The organism is Chryseolinea sp. H1M3-3, assembly GCF_029360725.1.
Lineage (GTDB): Bacteria > Bacteroidota > Bacteroidia > Cytophagales > Cyclobacteriaceae > Chryseolinea.
Genome location: NZ_JARKMY010000001.1, coordinates 79,981 through 99,085, shown reverse-complemented (window position 1 = coordinate 99,085; position 19,105 = coordinate 79,981). Strand labels below are relative to the sequence as shown.

The window sequence follows — 19,105 nt, the reverse complement described above, 5'->3', positions numbered from 1 at the left end:
GTGTCTCCCCCTATATATACCAGTTGTAAATGAAGCATTATAATTTTTTTTCAGTTGAAGATTTTGTTCAAGACATCCGATTTCGGTCCTGGGTTAAACATGCTGAGGAAGACGCCACGTGGCAAGAATGGATTAATGAGAATCCTGATAAAAGAGATGTTATTGAAGAGGCAAGGACAATTGTGTTGGCAATTCATCCTGTAGAGGAAGAAAATATCACCGACGCAGAAATACATCTTGAAATACAAGGGATTCTTGGCAACCTAGAACGTGCTGAAATTGCTGAAGTAAAACCTCGCGCACAAAAATTTTCCATTCGCTTAAGTATAGCGGCATCTATTGGTGTGGCCCTGTGTGTTTTAGGTTGGTATACAGTGCAAGACACAAACAGCAATCAGTTACCTGTTGAGTCGGCGGTAATATCTTCTGCTTACGATATCGAACGTATTAATAAAAGTGACAAACCTCTTTTGATCAACCTTCCTGACAAGAGTTCTGTCCTTCTTGCAAAAAACAGTGTCATACGATACGCGAATAAGTTTAACGGCAAGACGAGAGAGGTAGTGCTCAAGGGGAATGCGTTTTTTGAAGTGACAAAAGATCCTGCAAAACCATTCTATGTTTATGCAGATCAAATTGTGGCAAAGGTTCTTGGGACCAGCTTTGAAATTGCTACGGATGGTGCAAATGACCAGACCCGCGTCACTGTTAAAACGGGTAGCGTTTCTGTCTATGCCGATCTGCAAAAAAATCAGGCAGCTTTTGAAAGTCAACCGAATGTCATTCTAACAAAGAATGAACAGTTCGTCTATAAAAGTGACGTAAACCAAATCCAGCACATTCGGCTTGATTCAGGGTCACTTACAAAATTGCCCGTGCCAGATACCTACATGGAATTCGAGGACACAAGAGTTATTGAAGTCTTTGCCCTACTGGAGAAAGTATATGGCGTCAAGTTCGATTATGAAAATGCAAAGATTAAAGAATGCTCTATTACGGCATCTTTTACCGACCAGCCTTTTACATTAAAACTGGATCTTATTTGCCGATCCATTGGGTTGCAATATAAAATTGTGAACGACAGGGTTTCAATTAGCGGTGCGGGATGCACACAAAGTAAATTTTAAGCTTATGGGTAAAAACGCTCTATGATATAAAATCTAATCAAAAAAAAGACTGGTGATGTTCGAGCACCGCCAGTCTTCACGTGTCTTAATATGTGTCTCAATTAAAACAATTAAATGTATGGAAAAATCTTTACATGGCCATTCCCCTTTTTTCTTGATTTTTATGAAAGTCGCAGTAGTTCCCATCATCGCTATAATGGTTTTCTCCGGCGTAACCTTGGCCATCGATTCGCGTGGTCAGGAAATACTCAAAAAGAAGATTTCCCTCAGCGCCGAAAACCAAGAATTAAGCCTTTTATTAAAACGGATTGAAGAACTAACAAAAATCAAGTTTATCTACAGCCCCCAGGTTATTCCAGTGCATGACCGGGTTACGATCAATGCGCATAATGATGAGTTGAACAAAGTACTGAAGACAATATTAACACCATACCAGGTAATTTTTGAAGCTGTTGAAACGCACATCGTTCTTCGGAAGGCCGATGTGCAACAACAAGACGTTGGGAGCATTTCGGGAAAAATAACGGACGAGAATAACCAACCTTTACCTGGCGTAAATGTACTAGAAAAAGGCACCACCAATGGAACTGTTACTGATTCTGAGGGAAAATTTACGTTGACGGTTGTTGATCAAAATGCCGTGATTGTAATATCCTTCATTGGGTACATAAGCGAAGAAATTGTAGTCGGCGAGCGAACAGTAATAGACATTCAGCTTATACCAGATATACAAACGTTGGACGATGTGGTTGTAATTGGATATGGACAAGCAAAAAAGGGTGATTTAACTGGCGCTGTTGCACGGGTGAACAGCAAGATTTACAAGGACCAGCCAATGACCCAAATCACCGACATGCTCACAGGCACTGTGGCGGGATTCAATGCTAATCAAAATACCACGGCGGCTGGCGGCAGTTCACTTCAGATCCGGGGGCCGAAATCGTTGAATGCTTCAACGGAGCCAATGGTAGTAGTCGATGGAGCAATATTTAACGGAAACATCAGCGATATCAATCCCTCTGATATTGAAACGATTGATATTTTAAAAGATGCAAGTTCGACAGCGGTATTTGGAGCGCGGGCAGCGGCAGGTGTTCTCATGATCACCACAAAGAAAGGAATCACCGGAAAGCCTGTCATAAATTTCTCTACCACGGTAGGCATAACAGAGGCCACCAACGATCTGAAACCTTTCGAGGCCGAGGGTTATCTTGACTTCAGAAGGGACGCACTGATATCATACAAAACAGGAAATCCTGATTATTATTTCTATAATCCTAATGCCCTTCCTTCTGGTGTAACCATCGATCAATGGCGAAGCGCAAATCCAAACGCACAGGCAGACAATACAACGGAATGGCTAAGCAGACTGCGGTTTTTTCCAATCGAATCGGATAATTATCTCGCTGGAAACACAGTTAACTGGTATGATGAGGTGATGCGTTCGGGCGTACGGCAGAATTATGATGTGAGCTTAAGCGGCGGGATGGAGAAGTTTACCTACTACTGGTCCGTTGGCTATACAAACAATCAAGGGATAATTCTAGGTGACGAATATTCAACGCTCCGCTCGCGGTTAAACCTGGATGTCAAGGTTACCGATTGGCTAAATGTTGGTTTAAATTCCCAGTTGGCAAGCAACGATGAAAGCGCGGTGCCTGCAGATTTGTATGCCATGTTTGTCAATAGTCCTTATGGTTCTGTATATGAACCCAATGGTAGTGTGAAATGGTTTCCCAACGATTATGCCGCTGTAGAAAGTCCGTTGATTAATTATGCGGGACAGGATAAATTAAGAAAGACAAATTCCATTTTTGCCGCCATATATGCAAAAGTGCAATTGCCCTGGGGAATCGAATATAAAATTTCATATCAACCGCGTTTGCAGTCGCGTAAAGATTATAATTTTTGGCCCTCGACAACAGTTATTGGCGGAGGAACGCATTCCAAAGGTTATGGCACACGAGAAGATTTTTCCCAATATGCCTGGATACTCGACAACCTGTTGCATTGGAACAAAGACTTAGGCGCGCACAACTTTGATGTAACGCTTTTATACAGCGGTGAAAAAAATCGCAGCTGGTCCTCTTTAATGACTAACGAAACTTTTCTACCCAACGAAAATTTGGGATACAATGGTTTGCAGTTTGGAGCAAAGCCATCGCTAGCGAACAACGATCAGCAAATTACCGGCGATGCAGTGATGGGCCGGCTGAATTATACGTTGCTGGATAAATATTTATTGACAGTCTCCGTGCGACGCGATGGATATTCTGCCTTTGGCAAAAAGAATCCCCGGGCTGTATTTCCGGCAGCTGCCATCGCATGGAAATTATCGGATGAGAATTTCTTTAGTGTCGATTGGATAAGCCAATTGAAGATGAGATTATCCTGGGGTGTAAATGGGAACCGGGAGATTGGTGCCTACTCCGCGTTGGCGCAAATAAATTCGAACTTGTATTATAATGGCACCAACGTACAAATGGGTGTTTACAATAACTCCTTAGCTAATTACGACCTGGTGTGGGAAAAAACTGAGTCAGTCAACTTCGGTGTAGACCTGGGGTTGTTCGAAGACCGGATAGAAGTGAGCGCCGAGTACTACGACATGACCACTACTGATCTATTGATGAACCGCCAGCTTCCCGTGTTGACAGGATTCACCAATATCACCACGAATCTTGGTGAGTTGGGTAATCGCGGATTTGAATTATCTGTGAACACCGTGAACTACCACACGCCCGCTTTCGCATGGAAATCGAATTTCGTCTTTTCCTTTAACAGGAATAAAATCAAAAAACTGTTTGGAGATTACGAGACCGTGATCATTGAAGGAAAAGAAGTAACGAGAGAAGTGCCGGACTATACCAATGAATGGTTTCCTGGCCAGGCTTTAGATCGCGTGTGGAACTATGATGTACAAGGAATATGGCAGGAAAATGAAGCTACTGATGCTGCCGTTTATCTGATGCAACCTGGTGATTTTAAAGCGGTGGATGTTGACAACAACGGCGTCTATGAAGCAATCCAGGATAAGCAGTTCATCGGTTATCGTCAGCCAAGATTCCGCTTGGGATTAAGAAATGAATTTACATTTTTGAAAAACTTTTCAGCATCGGTGTTTATCCGGGCTGACTTAGGTCATGTCGGGGCGTTCGACCAGGCGTTGAATCCTAGCTCTGAAACATTCGACAAGCGGAACAAAATGGCACTGCCTTATTGGACATCCACCAATCAAAACAACGAGTGGGCCAGGCTAAACACCAACATTACCTCTTTTGGCGGTGGACTGATGATCTACAAGGAAAGGTCATTTGTGAGAATTCAGGATGTTTCGCTATCGTACCACCTGCCGGCGAAGATCACGTCTAATGCACATTTGAACAATGTTCGGATTTATGGCGCTATACGCAATTTATATTCTTTTGATAAATGGCCTGGGTGGGATCCTGAATCTGGCGATATGCCCATGCCCCGGACGTATAGCCTAGGAGTATCATTTTCTCTATAGTCCGAAGAAAACTAATGTACACCTCAAATAATTAAAAAAATGAACCGTATATATAGCACTTCATACATTTTAGCATTGCTCCTTGTAATATCTTCGTCTTGCTCCAAAGAATGGCTGGAGCCGAAACCCCTTTCATTTCTTACTGCCGAGAATGTCTATCTGGACAAATCCGGCTTTCAATCCTTGTTGATCACGCTAAGAAAGGATCTCAAGCGACAGAATAGCGGGCAAATGAATTATCTGGTCATGGACTTTGCTGCCTCCGATTTGGGTTCCCCTTGGTCTCAGTTGGACTTCTATAAACTTACTCCGAATACCGATACTTACTACAAATTTCTGGCGGAGTTTGGGGAAGTATATGCGTCAATCAAAAACGCGAACGTGCTGATTTCCCGGATCGACGATATTAAATGGGAAAATGAAAATGATCGAAATATCATTTTAGCAGAAGGTTATTGGCATCGTGCATTTTGGTATTACCTGTTGGTGAATGAGTATGGTGATGTTCCATTTGTCGGCGAGGAGTTAACAGGTGCAAAGCTTGATTTTGCTACGCATAGCCGGTGGGCTATACTAAGCAAGATCCAGACGGATTTGGAATATGCAGTGCAGTGGCTCCCGGATCTTGCTCCTCCAGGCGAGATATCAAAGGGCGCAGGAAATCATTTGCTTGCAAAAGTCTATCTCGCGAACACAGAATTTGATAAAGCCATTGCTGCTGCGACAAGCGTTATTAATGGACCGTATTCTTTGATGACATCCAGATTCGGCGTTGCAGCAGGCGATGCTTCAAAAAATTTGATGTGGGATCTTCATCGACCCAAAAATTTCAACCTTCCTGAAAACAAGGAAACAATTCTCGCAACGGTCGACAGGTTGGAAGCACCAGCCGACGCGAGGTCCGAAGGTCTTTATACCATGCGCATGTATAACTCAGCATGGTTCCAGAGTTTTGTTCGCGACAGTGAAGGTAAACCTGGTATGGTTCTGAGTGGCCCGCAGTATGATTCATTAGGCCGGGGAAATGCAAATGTGCGACTGAGTCCCTATTATCAATATGGACTATGGAAATATGGAAATCAGTATTGGAAGAATACGACAGACCTTCGAAGAATAGATGCGAACTGGTACGACATGGATGAAATCGTATACAACAATCCCGCATCGGTTGATTTCGGAAAGCCAGTTAACAAGGCTTATCTGTTGGATCCACAGGATTCTGTCTATGGATTGTATGCTTCACCACTTTACATCACGTTTGTGCCACACGATGACAAAGCCCCGAGAATTGTAGGAGGCAACGGCGACTGGTATGTTTTCCGTCTCGCTGAAACGTATTTGCTAAGAGCTGAAGCATACTTCTGGAAAAGCAATTTTACTGCAGCCGCAGACGATTTGAATAAAATCCGGGAACGCGCTCAGGCATTACCCATCTCGGCTGGAGACGTTACCATCGATTTTATTTTTGATGAGCGGGCGCGCGAGTTGTTTGCAGAAGAGCCACGGCATGCAGAACTTGTCAGAGCATCGTACATCATGGCTAAATTAAACGTTGGTGGCTACAGTCTGACGGATTTTAGCGAACATAACTATTACTACGATAGAGTGATTACTTACAATAACCTGTATACCTTTAAGGTGCAGCGGCTGGGAAATGTGGCGCAAATCGCTCCGTTCCATGTGCTTTGGCCTATTCCTGCTAATGTAATTTTGGCGAATACCCTTGGCGTTGTAAATCAGAATGTTGGTTATGTTGGCGCAGATCGAAATGTTCCGCCATTGACAGACATTCCTTAACATAGAAACAGTTTGAAATTTTTTAACAATGGCTTATGAAAATAAACGAAGGCAAGATTGCACGCAGAGAATTTATTTCGGCAACCGCTGCTGCAGGGATTACAGCCCTGGGGTTGTCTTCATTTGCTCAAAAATTTTCAGAAGGAAAAAATATTAGGGTTGGGTTAATTGGTACGGGAAGCAGGGGTTGTGGCCTGGCAAGTCTTATTAAAGAAATGCCTGGCGTGGAGCTTGCGGGCTGTTGTGACATTTTACCAGAGCATTTGAAGGAGGGACTAAGACTCGCTTCACCAGGTGCAAAAGGTTATTCGGACTACAGAAAGCTGCTCGACGATAAAACAATCAACAGCGTTATTATCGCCACCCCGCTCTTCCTGCACCATGCGATGGCAATGGATGCTATCGACGCTGGGAAACATGTTTATCTTGAAAAATCATTGGCATATGATATTCCACAAACACTTGCCCTGGTCAGGAAAGTCAAGGAAAGTAAACTTGTTTTTCAAGTGGGTTATCAGTACCGGTACTATGGACTTTATCACCGCGTCAAGGAAATTATTTCTCAGAACTGGCTAGGAAAAATAACACACTTCGAATGCCAGTACAACAGAAACTCCAATTGGCGCAATCCCGTGAGCGATCCTAAACTTGAGCGGGTCATTAACTGGAGAATGTACCGTGAGTACTGTGGTGGCCCGCTTTCAGAATTGTGCGCACACGAAATTGACATGGTGAATTATTTGCTCGACAGTCACCCGGTAAAAGTGACTGGCATTGGTGGAATAGATTATTGGAAAGATGGACGTGATACGTATGATAATGTCCGTACGATTTATGAATATCCACAGGGCATAAAAGCAAGTTTCACATCGGTTCTTTCCAACGCATACAACGGTTACGGTATTCGGATTTTGGGAGACAAAGCCACGGTTGAAATTCAGCGGGATAAGGCATTCATCTATGCAGAAGCAACCGAGAACCTAAAAGGAACGGTGGACGGTGTATCTGGCGCAACGGTGAAAGCCACGACACAAGGTAAACCTGTGGAAATTGTGTTTAAAAAGCCCGGCGAAGAAGATGTTGAACCTACCACATTCGCCTTGCGCGATTTTTTTGAATGTATCCGAACAGGTAAAAAGCCTTTGTCGAATGCGGGAAATGCGGGGCTGTCGTCGATCGCTATTCATATGGGCAATGCAGCAATGGACACTGAAGCATTTCAAACCTGGAAACCGGAGTATGATATCCAGTGGTAACGTTGGTCCAACGAATGCCGGAATAAATCAGTGTATAACAATCGGTGGCTTTATCGACTCAATAAGAAGAATAACATAAATGAAAAGCAGAAGAGAATTTATGAAATTAACGGGTATAACCGGCCTTGGTCTGGCTGGAGGTCTTTCAGCAGGTTTAGGAACCTCTTCGACCAATAACGCACAGGCTGCATCACATTTGGTTGGCGCCAAGGGCGCAATGGCTGATAACACATCCAGCCTGCTCGGGGCGTATGGAAAGTGGGCTGCCAGCTTAACCGAAAATAAATTACCGTCACTTTCTTTTCGCAACAAAGAATTTACCAACGTCACTTCGTGGAAAGAACGCGCCCGAAAGCAGTTGTCGGACCGGCTGGCGATACCGGATCTGGGAGCGCTTCCTGTAGTCAAAGTAAACAAACAGTATTCATACGATGGCTTGCACATTGAGGAATTGACTTGGCAATTACCCTATGGCCCCGCCACCGACGCTATTATACTAAAGCCTCTCAATGCAAAGGGTAAGCTACCCGGTATTCTTGCTTTTCATGATCACGGCGGATTAAAATATTTCGGAACAAAAAAAATAACCCGCACTGCCGACAAGCTACATCCGATCATTGAAGATCATCAGAAGCGTGCTTATGGAAATATGGCGTGGGCCAACGAGGTGGCTAAACGTGGATATGTCGTACTGGTATCGGATACTTTTCCCTTTGCGAGTCGGAGGATATTACTGAAAGATGTGCAGCCAGTTGAATGGCGTGGGGGATTATCGGATCAGGATAACGATAGCCCGAAATATGTAGAAGCTTATAATGACTGGGCATACAATCATGAGCATGTCATTTCAAAATCGCTGTTTAGTGCCGGAACAACCTGGCCCGGTGTATTCTTTGCAGAAGACAAAAAGGCACTGGATATACTTTGCAATCGCCCTGATGTTGATGCGAACAACATTGGCTGTGGCGGACTTTCCGGCGGTGGAATGCGCACGGTTTTTATGGCCGGACAAGACGATAGAATAAAGTGCGCCGTGTGTGTTGGTTTTATGACCACCTGGCGGGATTTTGTTTTGAACAGAGCACCCAATCATACTTGGATGACCTATGTTCCGCTACTACCAAATGAAATGGATTTTCCGGAAATTTTAGGTTTACGAGTTCCTCTTCCAACCCTGGTGATGAACGATACCAACGATGAACTTTATACCCTGGACGAAATGAAGCGTGCAGATAAAATATTAGAGGAGGTGTATGTGAAGGCAGGAGCAAAGGATCGCTATAAATGTTCGTTTTATCCCGGGCCGCATAAGTTTGACAAGGAGATGCAAGCCGATGCGTTCGATTGGTTTGATCGCTGGTTAAAAAACTAAGGTCGCAACATGTTAGAGCATTAACAACGGATCGCATAGGCTCCTTTATTTTCATTTGCCTTTTGTTGTCTGGAATGGTTTGAAGTCCATTAAAGCGGGCGTGTTTACATAAGTTATTTCGGTTGTTCAATTACACGGAAGAAAAATTATAGTAGAAAAAACTAAAATTATATTTGAATGGATTCAAGCCGCAGAGAGTTCTTAAAAATTTCAAGTCTCGCCGGAATCGGGCTTGCCATCCCATCTGTCGTGAATGGCGGTAATGCTATGCCCGGAAGAAGCGGGAAAGCGAAGCATTTCAACATGAGCGGCTATGCAGCGCCGAAGATAGAAACCGTGCGAATCGGCTTTATCGGTTTAGGCAATAGGGGCCCACAGGCTGTCGAACGGATGACACACATCGACGGGACAGAAATAAAAGCACTGTGCGACCTACGCCCGGAGAAAGTAGATGCCGTTAAGAAAAAGCTCGAAGAATCGAAACGTCATCACCCTGAAGTTTATACGGGTCATGCAGAAGCGTGGAAAAAAATGTGTGACCGTACGGATATCGATCTTGTCTACATAGCCACACCGTGGGCATTGCACGCCCCGATGGCAATATATGCTATGAATCAGGGTAAACATGTTTGTGTGGAGGTACCCTGCGCACGAACGATAGAAGAGTGCTGGCAATTGGTCGAGACTTCAGAACAAACAAAGAAACATTGTATCATCCTGGAGAATTGCTGCTATGATTTTTTTGAACTGCTGACGTTGAACATGGCTCGCCAGGGTATGTTTGGAGAAATAGTTCACGGCGAAGGTGCTTATATTCATACGCTGCTCGAAGGAAATTTCTCCAAAGAAAAATACTATGACATGTGGCGGCTGAAAGAAAATTTACGAAACGGCAATTTATATCCAACGCATGGTCTGGGGCCTATCGCGCAAGTGATGAACATCAATCGCGGCGATAAATTGGAATATCTTGTCGCGGTCGCGAGCGCTGATTTTCAAATGGCTGCGATGGCGAATGAGTTGGCGTTGAAGGATGATTTTTACAAGCCTTATAGCAATAAAAAATTTCGTGGAAACATGAATACGACTACTATTCGAACTAACAAAGGGAGAACAATCATGCTGCAGCATGATGTTACCTCATCCGTTGTGTATTCACGCATCCATAAAATCAGCGGCACGAAAGGTTCTTGTTTAAAATACCCGCTTCCAGGAAAGATTGCATTCGGTCATGAAGATTGGGTACAGGAGGAGGAATATAAAAATCTAGAAAACAAATTTGTGGCGCCTATTGTACGGCAGGTCGGGGAGATGGCCAAACAAGTGGGTGGCCACGGTGGAATGGATTTTCTGATGGACTGGCGGACGATTGATTGTCTTCGGAATGGATTGCCCGTAGACATGGACGTTTATGATGCAGCCTCCTGGAGCGCCATCGCACCGTTGAGTGAGAAGTCAGTTTCGAACAGATCCAACTCAATTGATATTCCCGACTTCACGTCAGGATCATGGAAAGAGAATCTGCCAGTAGATATTTCGCTTCAAAAAGGTGGAACGACAAAAGTGATCCTTTAATGGTAGCGAACAAAAGTGCGACTACGGTTCCTTTAACCTCCGTCGAAAATCCAAAACGTTTGCTCTCGCTCGATTTTCTTCGCGGATTTATTATGGTGCTTTTGGCATTGGAAAGCGCGCGACTTTTCGAAGGACTACTTCATGTAGCCAAGGGCAGTTTCCTGGAAAAAATTCTTCAACAATTTTTTCATCATCCATGGAACGGCTTATACTTCTGGGATCTCATACAACCGGGATTCATGTACATTGCCGGTGTAGCTCTTGCACTCTCACTATTGAAACAGCAGTCTGCAGGAATGGAATGGATGCAATCCTTTAAAAAAATAGCGGTTCGTTGTGCCTGGTTATTTTTTCTGGGTATTCTCACTTACGCTGTGCAGCCCGAAGGACTTCTGCTGCGATTTACCAATGTGCTGACACAATTGTCGATCACACTACTCATCACCTTCTTTATCTTTTATTGGTCGTTCGCAGCGCAAATAATAATGTGTATCGGCTTACTTTTACTGACGGAGATCTTGTACAGGTATACTAATATTCCCGGTTTTGACGAGCCATTTACCAATCAACAGAATTTCGGAAACTATGTCGACTTCCTTTTATCCGGCCAGATGATTCCCGACGGATGGACATCTATCAATTGTATTCCAACGGCGGTACATACGATCGCCGGTTCTTTGACCGGGAAACTTGTGATGTCATCCCAAAATAAATTAAAACCGATTTTTATTTGGGGTCTGGCTTGCATCATTCTTGGAATCGGGTTGGACTTAACTGGAGTAACGCCCGTCATTAAACGCATTGCCACATCATCCTTTACACTGGTCTCGTTAGGCATTTGTTTGTTGGCATACGTTGCCTGTTACTGGTGGATAGATGTTAGGCGTCACCAAAAATATCTCGGGTTCTTTATCATTGTCGGAATGAATTCCATTTTCATTTATCTTTTTTTCGAGATTGTCGGAGCGCGATGGTTTAATGATCATGTCTTTGCGCTGGTGATCGGGTTGTCGAATATGATTTATATACCTGTTGCAGTCAGTACGATTGTTGCGTCGCTATGCATATTTACGCTCGAATGGCGCTTGTGTTACTTCCTCTATAGAAAGCAGATTTTTCTGAGAATATAAAAAATATTGTTAATAACAGATTTTTTAAAATATTGACGAACTTAATAACAAACTGGAAATGAATATTCAAATAAAAGAAGATGCAAAGGCGTTAGGAAAAAAAGCTGGCGCTGATGCTGCACAGGCAATACGAGCGGCAATTGCTTCCACAGGCAAGGCAAACATTATTCTTGCTACCGGCACAAGCCAGTTTGAAACGTTAAAACAACTTATCGCGGAAGATATTGACTGGAGTAAAGTAGTCATGTTTCATCTTGACGAATATATTGACTTGCCGGTAACCCATCCTGCGAGCTTCAGAAAATATTTACAGGAAAAATTTATTGCCAATGTATCGCCTTTAAAAGCTGTAAATTTGGTGAATGGTGAAGCAGACCCTGAAGAAGAATGTTCCCGTTTAGGAAAATTAATTAGCGCCCATCCTATAGATGTAGCACTGGTAGGCATCGGCGAAAATGGCCATCTGGCTTTCAATGATCCGCCTGCCGACTTCACCACGGAAAGGCCGTACATCATCGTAAATCTCGACGAACCGTGCCGACGGCAACAATTGGGTGAAGGCTGGTTCAAATCGTTGGATGAAGTGCCGCCGCGTGCAATCAGCATGTCGGTTAAACAGATCATGAAATCGAAGATCATTATATGTTCCGTCCCGGATAGCCGTAAAGCGTTGGCTGTCAAAAATTCAGTAGAACAGAAAATCAGTAACCTTTACCCAGCCAGTATATTGCAATCACATGCAGACTGCAGGCTTTACCTGGATAAAAATTCTGCCGCACAGCTCTCAAAAAGTAGTTCATATATAGCGTAGTCCATTATCTTAAATTCAGGCGGCAACATGACAGAAAAAATAGATATCGCTTCCCTCTCCAGAAGGCAAACTATTATTTCAGTCTCGATAATCGGGCTGCTGTTTTTTATTTTTGGTTTTGTTTCATGGGTCAATGCGATATTGATTCCGTATTTTAAAATTGCATGTGAGCTAACCAATTTTCAATCGTACCTGGTAGCCTTTGCGTTTTATATTTCTTATTTCGTTATGTCAGTGCCATCATCCTACCTGCTCAAGAGAGTGGGGTTCAAGAAAGGGATGATGTATGGATTCTTTTTAATGGCTGTAGGTGCATATATTTTTGTGCCCGCTGCGTACACACGTACTTACGAAATATTCCTGCTTGGCCTTTTTACCATAGGCACCGGGTTGTCCATACTGCAGACGGCCGCAAACCCATACATTACCGTGCTCGGCCCGAAAGAGCGGGCTGCACAAAGAATCAGTATCATGGGGATTTGTAATAAAGGAGCTGGCATACTGGCACCCTTGGTATTTGCCGCAGTTATTTTTAAGGCGACCGACACCGATCTGTTTCAGGACCTGGATACCATGGATGCCGTTGCCCGAAGCGCTGCATTGGATGAATTGATAAGGAGAGTGGTGGTGCCCTACAGCATCGTGGGTACAGTACTGGCAGGGCTTGGGTTGATGGTGCTTTATTCGCCGTTGCCCGAGATCAATACGGAGATGGAAAGTGTTGACGTGGCAGCGTCTAACTCGGGAAAGAAAACGATATTTCAATTTCCACACCTCATCCTCGGTGCCATTGGAATTTTTCTGCACGTTGGAACGCAGGTGATCGCTATCGATACGGTCATAGGCTACGCCAATTCAATGCACATAGATCTGATGGAGGCAAAAGTATTTCCGTCTTATACATTATCTGCTACAATGTGCGGCTATATTCTTGGAATAATTTCCATTCCAAAGTTCATCAGCCAGTTGAACGCATTGCGCATATGTACATTGCTTGGAACGGTGCTCACTTTGTTAATTATTTTTTCTCATGGGGAGGTTACTGTTTTTGGCCACGTGGCGGACCTTTCTATCTGGTTCCTTGTACTGCTTGGCCTTGCTAACTCTTTGGTTTGGGCAGGATTGTGGCCCCTGGCATTGGATGGTTTAGGGCGTTTTACAAAGCTCGGTGCTTCGGTCATGATCATGGGGCTGTGTGGAAATGCAATCCTCCCATTATTGTACGGCTATTTCGCTGATGAATATAACACCAGGCTTGCCTATTGGGTATTGTTCCCATGCTATCTCTATCTTGTCTTCTATGCGTTTTTCGGATACAAAATCAGGCGATGGTCTTTTTAGAACTTTAACAAATGGAACAGCAACGTTTAAAAATATTTAATGGCAAACTGATAACACCGGCGGGGATTGTATCTGGTACCCTTATCGTTGCAGATGGCATCATTACATCCGTCGGCGAGGAGAATGTAGAAGTAGATAACAGCATTGCAATTGATGCCCGTGGTCAATACATTTCTGCTGGGTTTATTGACATGCATGTCCATGGCGGCGGTGGTTGCGATTTTATGGATGCGGATGAAAAGGCTTTTCTTACGATTGCCGAGACGCATGCCAAGTACGGTACAACGGCCATGCTACCTACAACACTGACCAGCACGAAGGAAGAAATGATTCAGACGCTTCAGGTATATGAGGAGGCGAATGGAAAAAATCTAAACGGCTCGCAGTTTTTAGGCATGCACCTGGAGGGACCTTATTTTGCGATGAGCCAGCGCGGTGCGCAAGATCCTAAATACATCCGTAATCCGGATGTCGAAGAGTATCACGATATCTTATCCCGTACGGCTTGTATTCGGCGTTGGAGTGCGGCTCCCGAATTGGAGGGCGCGCTTGAGTTTGGACGGTATATAAAATCAAAAGGAATATTGCCTTCAGTGGCGCACACCGATGCCATTTATGAAGACGTCATCAAAGCCTTTGAGGTAGGCTATACGTTGGCAACACATCTATATTCCGGCATGTCAGGGGTTACAAGACGAAATGCATTCCGGTATGCTGGCGTTGTCGAAAGTGCTTTTATCATCGATGGCATGGACGTAGAGATTATTGCCGACGGTGTTCATCTTCCTGCGCCACTCTTGAAGTTGGTGTATAAAATAAAAGGAGCCGATCGGACGGCACTGATAACGGATGCTATGCGCGCGGCTGGGACTGATGTGAAGGAAAGTATTTTGGGAAACAAAAATACCGGATTGAAAGTGATCGTCGAAGATGGCGTCGCAAAATTGCCTGACCGGAATTCTTTCGCAGGAAGTGTTGCCACAGCCGATCGTCTTGTAAGAACGATGATATCAATGGCGGAAATTTCACTGGTAGATGCAATCAAAATGATCACGATCACCCCTGCCCGTATTTTAGGAGTCTCGGATCGAAAAGGGGAATTGGTTGTTGGAAAAGATGCTGACATCGTAATCTTTGATCATGATGTCACGATTTCAACAACAATTATTAAAGGAAAAATAGTATTTCAGCGATAACAACATGACACGATATAAAACATTTGCACTTGCATCAGGTATTCTTTGCCTTAGTTTCATCTTGAACGCTCAGGATGAAAATAATCTAAAGCTGAAAGATTTTCGCCCGGTTTCCATTTATAACATTCCTCAAACGACACCTGAAAAGGCAAAGTTTCCCGTCATCGATTTTCATTCCCACGATTATCCGGAAACTAATGAACAAGTAGATCAATGGGTGAAAACCATGGATGCAGCGGGCATCACAAAGAGTATTATCCTTTCGTATAAAACAGGCGCTGGGTTTGATTCGGTGGTTACCAAGTATTCACGTTACAAAAACCGTTTTGATATTTGGTGTGGTTTCGATTACACCGGCTACGGAAAGCCCGGATGGCAAAAGAACGCGATCAAAGAACTGGAACGGTGTTATAAAAAAGGTGCGAAAGGTGTGGGCGAATTAGGAGACAAAGGACTTGGTGAATTTTATTCAACACCTACGCCGGGATGGGGGCTGCACGTGGATGACCCGCAACTTAAACCGTTGTATGACAAGTGCGCAGAACTTAAAATGCCGGTTAATGTTCATGTCGCGGAAGACAAATGGAATTATCTGAAAGCTGATTCAACCAATGATGGCCTTATGAATGCCGCCATTTGGAAGGTGGACATGACAAAGAAAGGAATCTTGGATCACGATCAATTGATTTCTACACTTGAAAATGCGGTGAAGAATAATCCTAAGACAACGTTCATTGCTTGTCATCTGGCAAATTCGTGTACGGATCTGAATGTGCTGGGAAGATTGCTCGATAAATATCCAAATCTTTACGCTGACAATTCAGCCAGGTACAGTGAGATTGCACCGATTCCACGCTTTGCGCACGATTTTTTTGAAAAGTATTCTGATAGGATTGTGTACGGTACGGATATGGGCTTCTCAAAGCAAATGTATCAAATTACGTTTCGCATCCTGGAAACAAGCGATGAGCATTTTTACTATCATGATTTTTTCTCGCATCATTGGCCCCTGCATGGATTAGGACTCAGTGACGACACATTGCAAAAAATTTATAATACAAATTCTAAGAAAATCTTAGGAGAGTGACGGAGTAAATTTTCGAGAAAGGACTCGAAAATAAATCTCACGCTATAAATTTAGAAGAAAACAAGCAATCCCTATGGACATCAATTCCTTGTACCAGAAATTATTAGAACCTTCCAACGATCTGTTATCGGATATGGCCAGGCTTGACGGTGACATCACCATTCTCGGTGTCGGTGGTAAAATGGGCCCTGATCTTGCCCGACTTACCCGGCACGCTATTGATATGGCAGGGATAAAAAAAGAAGTGATTGGGGTCGCGCGATTTTCTGAGCCTGGGTTGCAGCAAGAGCTTGAACAGCATGGCATTCGAACATACAAAGCCGATCTGCTTCGGGATCAACAACTCCAGGAATTGCCAGTGACAAGAAATGTTCTTTACCTCGCCGGAATGAAATTTGGAACCACTGGAAAAGAGTCATTGACATGGGCCATGAACAGTTATCTGCCAGGCCGCGTGGCAGAGAAATTTAAGGACTCGCGCATCGTGGTTTTTTCTACCGGAAATGTATACCCGTTGATGCCGGTTCAATCAGACGGTGCAACAGAACAAGAACCAACTGGTCCTATTGGGGAGTATGCACAGTCATGTCTCGGCAGAGAACGGGTATTTCAATATTTTTCTTCGTTGAATAATACACCTACATTGATCTATCGGTTGAACTATGCGAATGATGTAACGTACGGCGTACTGCTGGATATCGCAAAAGCAGTATACGAAAAACGTCCCATTGATTTACGAATGGGGTATGTCAATGTCATCTGGCAAGGCGAAGCTAACGAGATGGCGCTACGCGCGCTTCACCATTGCGCGGTGCCCGCGAAGATATTAAACATCACTGGACCGGATACGTTATCGGTCAGGCGTATAGCCGAACAGTTCGCACAACTTTTTAAAACGAAACCTGTCTTTGTAAACGAGGAACAAAACACGGCTTTGTTGAGCAATGCGTCGGAATCGTATCGCTTGTTTGGTAAACAAAAAGTGTCGCTTGACCAAATGATGGAAGTGATCGCATCGTGGATTGTCATGGGTGGTAAAACATTGAACAAACCAACACACTTTCAGGAACGTGAAGGTAAATTTTAAAGAAACATGAATGAGCATAACGTTATGGACTTTCCGCAACTTGACTTAACCATTAATGCAGCCTTACAGGAAGGAACGGTTATTCCTGCACATCCACTTGCATTAAATGAAAATCGGAGGCTTGACGAGAGAAGACAACGGCTTCTAACACAATATTATCTTGCTGCCGGGGCCGGCGGTGTGGCAGTGGGAGTACATACCACGCAATTCGAAATCCGAAATCCTGGTGTAGAACTGCTTGAACCGGTGTTGCGTATTGCTGCCGAAGAAATCGATCGATCAAATGTACACCGCCCGTTCATCAAGGTGGCCGGAATTGTCGGGCCAACGGCGCAAGCCATTCACGAAGCGGAACTGGCACGGAAGTATGGATTTCACCTCGGCCTGGTTAGCATGGGCGGCTTAAAAGATTATTCGGAAGCCGATCTGATTGAGCGTACCCGGGCCGTTGCTTCGGTTATTCCTGTTTTCGGTTTTTACCTTCAGCCTGCTGTGGGAGGACGATTGCTCAGTTATCAATTCTGGCGTGAGTTTGCTGAAATCCCGAATGTATATGCGATCAAAGTGGCGGCCTTCAACAGATATCAGACGCTTGATGTAGTCAGGGCTGTTTGTGATTCGAGTAGGAGAGACGCAATCGCATTATACACCGGCAATGATGATAATATTGTTGCAGATCTTATTACGCCTTATCGCTTTATGGTCAAAGGTGTAACCGTTGAAAAAAGATTTGTCGGTGGTTTGCTGGGCCACTGGGCGGTGTGGACAAAGGCTGCAGTAAGTCTTTTAAAAGAAATAAAATCAAACCGCACAAATGACGAGCACATCGGTAAGCTTCTCGCCGACGGAATCAAAATCACCGACATGAATGCAGCCATCTTCGATGCCGCCAATTCATTTCATGGATGCATTCCCGGAATTCATGAAGTATTGAGGAGGCAAGGGTTGCTAGAAGGGCTTTGGTGTTTAAATCCGAAAGAAGAGCTTTCCCCTGGACAGCTAAACGAAATTGATAGGGTTATTCAAGCCAACCCCGACTTCATCGATGACCAATTTGTAGCGAGCTTTCTGAGTAAAACCGTTTTAGTTTAAGGATCAGGTGTAGGGATCGATGCCCGTGGGTGGCTTCTAGTCGGTTTAATGTTTTGTTTTCCAAAAAAGGGAAAATAAATTTCATCTTACACCGATTCATTTTCACGTTATACATCTTTATAACGCGGCTACACATATTGATATTCAGGTTATACATATGTATAGTCACGCTACACATATTGTAAGTCTGGCTACACATATGTATAACCGGAAGTTCAATATGTATAGTCACGTGTACAATATGTATAACGTGACTACAAAGATGTATAACCTGACTAACAATATGTATAACGTGAAATACAATATGTATAACCGGAAGTTACAGATGTATAACGGGGTGCCAAAGATGTGTAGCCTGACTACACAGATGTATTTTCACGTGTACAATATGTAAAACGTGAAAATCAATCGGTGTAAGATGAAAATAAAAACGGTTATCCTGCTTCAGTGGTCAAAAACGGGGTTTTTTAAACTCAAATAGCCAAATTTTTTTCATTTTTCAAAAACCTGCCGCGAATACGCGAACGAATTCACGTTGCCCCGATTGGGCTTACATCACAGGTTGAATTTCTGTAAATATCCGTACCCGGAATTTCAGCAATCCTTGAGATAAAACAACATCAGTGTACTTCACCGGAACAACTTATGACACTGCATCATAGCCTGATACAGGCTTGCCAAAATTAAAGAAATCAGGCATTGACAAGTAACACACCCAACATG

The 19,105-nt window shown here is 43.8% G+C and carries 13 protein-coding genes; all 13 read left to right on the top strand.

The window, feature by feature from the left end:
* Window positions 1-29: 29 nt before the first annotated feature.
* The 13 genes from P2W71_RS00350 to P2W71_RS00290 all read left to right on the top strand — a co-directional run bounded on the left by P2W71_RS00350 (window position 30) and on the right by P2W71_RS00290 (window position 18,382).
* Window positions 30-1,127 (top strand): FecR family protein, encoded by a 1,098-nt coding sequence (locus tag P2W71_RS00350; protein WP_276365520.1) that lies wholly within the window; start codon window positions 30-32, stop codon window positions 1,125-1,127.
* 118 nt (window positions 1,128-1,245) lie between these two features.
* Complete coding sequence (locus tag P2W71_RS00345) at window positions 1,246-4,638, top strand: TonB-dependent receptor (protein WP_276365517.1); 3,393 nt, start codon at window positions 1,246-1,248, stop codon at window positions 4,636-4,638.
* Window positions 4,639-4,677: 39 nt separating this feature from the next.
* Window positions 4,678-6,435, top strand: coding sequence for a RagB/SusD family nutrient uptake outer membrane protein (locus P2W71_RS00340; RefSeq protein ID WP_276365514.1), 1,758 nt, complete (start codon window positions 4,678-4,680; stop codon window positions 6,433-6,435).
* Between the two features lie 35 nt (window positions 6,436-6,470).
* On the top strand, window positions 6,471-7,691 hold the full coding sequence (locus P2W71_RS00335; protein ID WP_276365511.1) for a Gfo/Idh/MocA family oxidoreductase: 1,221 nt from the start codon (window positions 6,471-6,473) through the stop codon (window positions 7,689-7,691).
* Window positions 7,692-7,770: 79 nt separating this feature from the next.
* Window positions 7,771-9,063 carry a prolyl oligopeptidase family serine peptidase gene (locus P2W71_RS00330; RefSeq protein ID WP_276365508.1) on the top strand — a complete coding sequence of 431 codons (1,293 nt, stop codon included), beginning with the start codon at window positions 7,771-7,773 and terminating at the stop codon, window positions 9,061-9,063.
* Between the two features lie 177 nt (window positions 9,064-9,240).
* On the top strand, window positions 9,241-10,638 hold the full coding sequence (locus P2W71_RS00325; RefSeq protein ID WP_276365505.1) for a Gfo/Idh/MocA family oxidoreductase: 1,398 nt from the start codon (window positions 9,241-9,243) through the stop codon (window positions 10,636-10,638).
* Complete coding sequence (locus P2W71_RS00320; protein WP_276365502.1) at window positions 10,638-11,768, top strand: DUF5009 domain-containing protein; 1,131 nt, start codon at window positions 10,638-10,640, stop codon at window positions 11,766-11,768. The genes P2W71_RS00325 and P2W71_RS00320 overlap by 1 nt, the downstream gene beginning before the upstream one ends.
* Before the next feature lie 58 nt (window positions 11,769-11,826).
* Window positions 11,827-12,579, top strand: coding sequence for a glucosamine-6-phosphate deaminase (locus P2W71_RS00315; protein ID WP_276365500.1), 753 nt, complete (start codon window positions 11,827-11,829; stop codon window positions 12,577-12,579).
* A 27-nt stretch (window positions 12,580-12,606) separates the two neighbouring features.
* The gene (locus P2W71_RS00310; protein ID WP_276365497.1) at window positions 12,607-13,920 is read left to right on the top strand and encodes a sugar MFS transporter; all 1,314 of its coding nucleotides are present in this window, start codon (window positions 12,607-12,609) and stop codon (window positions 13,918-13,920) included.
* Window positions 13,921-13,931: 11 nt separating this feature from the next.
* Window positions 13,932-15,116 (top strand): N-acetylglucosamine-6-phosphate deacetylase, encoded by a 1,185-nt coding sequence (gene nagA / locus P2W71_RS00305; RefSeq protein WP_276365494.1) that lies wholly within the window; start codon window positions 13,932-13,934, stop codon window positions 15,114-15,116.
* A 4-nt stretch (window positions 15,117-15,120) separates the two neighbouring features.
* Window positions 15,121-16,203 (top strand): amidohydrolase family protein, encoded by a 1,083-nt coding sequence (locus tag P2W71_RS00300; protein ID WP_276365491.1) that lies wholly within the window; start codon window positions 15,121-15,123, stop codon window positions 16,201-16,203.
* 73 nt (window positions 16,204-16,276) lie between these two features.
* A complete protein-coding gene (locus P2W71_RS00295; RefSeq protein ID WP_276365488.1) occupies window positions 16,277-17,290 on the top strand; it encodes an NAD-dependent epimerase/dehydratase family protein in 1,014 nt (337 codons plus the stop codon).
* A gap of 6 nt (window positions 17,291-17,296) precedes the next feature.
* Entirely contained in the window at window positions 17,297-18,382 is a 1,086-nt protein-coding gene (locus tag P2W71_RS00290; RefSeq protein ID WP_276365486.1) for a dihydrodipicolinate synthase family protein, read from the top strand.
* Window positions 18,383-19,105 lie beyond the last annotated feature (723 nt).